Annotated in this window: 5 protein-coding genes; 1 reads left to right on the plus strand and 4 read right to left on the minus strand. The window is 66.3% G+C overall.

Going from position 1 to position 3,784, the window contains the following annotated elements:
- Positions 1-91 precede the first annotated feature (91 nt).
- On the plus strand, positions 92-976 hold the full coding sequence (locus QBJ92_RS20370; RefSeq protein ID WP_277971516.1) for a tyrosine recombinase XerC: 885 nt from the start codon (positions 92-94) through the stop codon (positions 974-976).
- Positions 977-1,018: 42 nt separating this feature from the next.
- Here QBJ92_RS20370 and QBJ92_RS20375 read toward each other — a convergent pair whose 3' ends face one another.
- From QBJ92_RS20375 to QBJ92_RS20390, 4 genes are all read right to left on the minus strand, one after another.
- On the minus strand, positions 1,019-1,696 hold the full coding sequence (locus tag QBJ92_RS20375) for a type 1 glutamine amidotransferase domain-containing protein (RefSeq protein ID WP_277971517.1): 678 nt from the start codon (positions 1,694-1,696) through the stop codon (positions 1,019-1,021).
- A 90-nt stretch (positions 1,697-1,786) separates the two neighbouring features.
- A complete protein-coding gene (locus tag QBJ92_RS20380) occupies positions 1,787-2,386 on the minus strand; it encodes a DedA family protein (RefSeq protein WP_277971518.1) in 600 nt (199 codons plus the stop codon).
- Positions 2,387-2,399: 13 nt separating this feature from the next.
- Positions 2,400-3,350 carry a glutathione synthase gene (gene gshB, locus QBJ92_RS20385; protein ID WP_277971519.1) on the minus strand — a complete coding sequence of 317 codons (951 nt, stop codon included), beginning with the start codon at positions 3,348-3,350 and terminating at the stop codon, positions 2,400-2,402.
- A 76-nt stretch (positions 3,351-3,426) separates the two neighbouring features.
- A complete protein-coding gene (locus tag QBJ92_RS20390) occupies positions 3,427-3,783 on the minus strand; it encodes a YraN family protein (RefSeq protein ID WP_277971520.1) in 357 nt (118 codons plus the stop codon).
- Position 3,784 lies beyond the last annotated feature (1 nt).

Genomic DNA, 3,784 nt, shown 5'->3' on the forward strand with positions numbered 1-3,784 from the left:
CGTACCCACTCCAACCCCTCCCCTGAAGGGGAGGGGCTTTAGAAAGAAGAAGCGGATTCTTTTTGGCTTACGCATCCGCTACACCGCCAAGGTGAGCGACCTCCCCCGCGCCTATGCCGAGCATCTCGCGCGCGACCGCAGGCGATCCCCGCACACCATTCGCGCCTATGAGGCCACCGCCGTCCGGCTGTGCGGCTTCCTCCAGACCCATTGGGGCGAAGCGATCGACCGCGCGTCGCTCACGCGCGTCACCACCGCCGACTTGCGCGCCTTCCTCGCCGCGCGCCGGGGCGAGGGGATTGGCAACGCCTCCGCCGCGCGGGAATTGTCCGCGGTGCGGGGGTTCCTCGATCACGTCACTGGCTCGGGTGCCACGCCGCGCGTGAAAGGCCCGCGCGTCGCCAAGGGCGTACCGCGACCGATCTCGCCCGACGAGGTGATGGCACTTGCCGAGGAGGTGTCCGAGGACCCGGAACAACCATGGATCGGTGCGCGCGATTTCGCGGTATTGCTACTGCTGTACGGCGCGGGATTGCGCGTTGCCGAGGCGCTCGGGCTGACCGGTGCGGCGCTCCCGCTCGGAGAAACGATCGTCGTGACCGGCAAGCGCGACAAGACGCGGATCGTACCGTTGCTGCCGCAAGTCCGCGAGGCGATCGAGGCGTATGTCGCGTCATGCCCGTACGGCACCGCGCGCGACGCGGTGCTGTTTCGCGGCGCGAGGGGCGGGCCGCTGTCGCCCCGGCTGGTCCGCCGCGCGGTCCAGCGGGCGCGCGTGCGGCTCCAGCTTCCCGAGCGGACGACACCGCATGCGTTGCGCCATTCCTTCGCGACGCATCTGCTAGGGCGCGGCGCGGACCTGCGCGCGTTACAGGAACTGCTCGGCCACGCGAGCCTGAGTTCTACGCAAATCTATACGCAGGTGGACGCGGCGCATCTGCTCGACGTCTATCGCAACGCGCATCCGCGCGCCTGAACCGCATCCCCCCGGCACTTGCCGAGGGGATGACGCATTACTTCAGCGCAGCGCGTCGACCAGCGCTTCTGCCGCCGCGGCGGACGATGCCGGGTTCTGCCCGGTGATGAGCAGCCCGTCGCGTACGACATGGACGCCCCAGTCTTCGGTCTTGGAATAGTGGCCGCCATTCTGCGTCAGCATGTCCTCGACCAGGAATGGCACCACGTCGGTCAACCCGACCGCGGCTTCCTCGGTGTTGGTGAAGCCCGTCACCTTCTTGCCTGCAACCAGCGGCGTCCCATCGGCTGCCTGCACATGGCGCAATACGCCCGGGGCATGGCACACCAAGGCGACCGGCTTGTCGGCGGCGATTGCGCCTTCGATCAGCGCACGCGACGTTGCGTCCTCGGCGAGATCCCACAGCGGTCCGTGGCCACCGGGATAGAAGACCGCGTCGAAATCCTCGATCTTGACCGAGTCGAGCCGGACGGTGGCGGCCAGCTGCGCCTTGGCCTCCGCATCCGCCTCGAAGCGGCGAGTGTCGTCAGTTTTCGCGCTTTCGTCCGCGCTCTTGGGGTCCAGCGGGGGCTGGCCACCCTTCGGGGAGGCGAGCGTGAGTTCGGCGCCGGCCTGCTTCAGCACATAATAGGGCGCGGCGAGCTCCTCGAGCCAGAAGCCGGTCTTGGCGCCAGTGTCGCCGAGCTTGTCATGCGAAGTGAGGACGATCAGGATTTTCATACGCTTTGCTCCATACGGCGATGAGCCGGTGATGGCGCAGAGATGGGAGGCGGGTTGCCACAATTCCACCGCAGCGCAGCAAAGCCGGGCTCAGCCGCGCGGTTTCCACGTCAGCAGCCGCCAACCGTACCCGGCAACGATCGCGATCGTCAGCGCAACTGCGGCTGGGCCGATGAACGCATCGAGCTCGCGAAAATTCGCGCCGAGATAATAGCCCGCATAGGCCAGCCCGGTGTTCCAGATCGCCGAGCCCGCCGCAGTCCACAGGATGAAGCGCACATGCGGCATCCGCGCCATGCCCGCAGGGAGCGACACCATCGTCCGGAACGCGGGCATGAAGCGGAACACGAACACGACCCATTGCCCCCGCGCACGGAAGAATGCTTCCAGTTTCTCGACATGTTGCCAGTCGAGCGTCAGCCAGCGGCCATGCCGGTCGATGAACGGGCGCAGCCGGTGATAGCCAAGCCGATGGCCGATCGCATACCAGAAGTAATTGCCCGCGACCGTTCCCGCGGTCCCCGCCGCGATCAGGGGCAAGAGGCTCATCTGCCCGCGCGCGACCGCGATCCCGCCGAGCCCCATGATGACTTCGGACGGGATCGGCGGGAAGACATTCTCCAGCACCATCAGAAGGAAAATGCCAAAGTAACCGCCCCAGGCGGTCAGATCGATTATCAGTTCCGTCATCGCGAAGGCGGCGTCAGCCCGCGACCTTCCGCTCGATCGCGTCCCAGATCATCCCAGCGACATCGGTCCCGTCGAAGCGTTCGATCGCGACGATGCCGGTGGGGGAAGTGACGTTGATCTCGGTCAGCCATTCGCCGCCGATCACGTCGATTCCGACGAACAGCAGTCCGCGCTTCTTCAGCTCCGGCCCGAGCACCGCGCAGATCTCGCGCTCCTTGGACGTCAGCTCGGTCTTCACCGCCGACCCGCCGACCGCGAGGTTGGAGCGGATCTCGCCTTCGCCCGGCAAGCGGTTGATCGCGCCGGCAATTTCGCCGTCGACCAGCACGATCCGCTTGTCGCCCTTCGCGACATCGGGGAGGAATGCCTGCACCATGTGCGGTTCGCGCCACATGGTGTTGAACACCTCAATCAGCGCGGACAGGTTCGCGCCGTCGCTGCCGACCTTGAAGATCGCCTTGCCGCCGTTGCCGTGCAGCGGTTTGATCACGATTTCCTTATGGTCGGCAAGGAACGCGCGCGCTTCCTCGAGCGAGCGCGTGATCAGCGTCGGCGGCATGAACTGTGCGTAATCGAGCACGAACACCTTTTCGGGCGCGTTGCGCACCTGCGCGGGGTCGTTGACTACCAGCGTCTTGTGCGCGATCCGCTCGAGCAGATGCGTTGCGGTGATGTAGCCGAGGTCGAACGGCGGATCCTGGCGCATCAGCACGACGTCGGCTTCGTCACCGAGGTCGAGATTCACGGGTTCGCCGAGCGTGAAATGGTTGCCGACCACGCGCTGGACGGTGACCGGCTCGGCCTTCGCCCAGACCCGGCCGTTCGAATAATTGAGCGCCTCGGCGTTGTAGTGGAACAGCTTGTGCCCGCGCTGCTGCGCCGACAGCATCAGCGCGAAGGTCGAATCGCCCGCGATGTTGATCGCGGCGATGGGGTCCATCTGGACGGCGACTGTAAGGCTCATCGATCGTAACTCCGTCCCGAATTGCGCGGGAGATAGGGTGTGCAGCGTCGCCTGTCACCCGCCGGTTGGAGGATGCTCAGCCAATCCACGCATTCTCGATGTGGCGCGGGCGCGTGCCGGGCGCGAGCAGGATGACGTCGACGCGGATATCGTCACCCGGTCCCGCGAAACGCGGCATCAGGACTTCGGCGGCGGCGGCGACGCGCGCGAGGCGACGCTCGTCGATTGCGAAATCGAGTGCAGCGGCGGTCTTGCGTTGCTTGACCTCGACGAAGGCGATGAGGTTCGCCTTGCGTGCAATCAGGTCGACTTCGCCGGCGGGGGTGCGGACGCGGCGCGCGAGAATTTCCCAGCCGTGGAGCCGGAGCCACCAACTGGCGAGCCGTTCGCCACGACGTCCGGCGGTTTCAGCAAGGCGGCGGTCCCTTACCAAT

This window comes from Sphingomonas echinoides (assembly GCF_029623395.1).
GTDB classification, from domain to species: domain Bacteria; phylum Pseudomonadota; class Alphaproteobacteria; order Sphingomonadales; family Sphingomonadaceae; genus Sphingomonas; species Sphingomonas echinoides_A.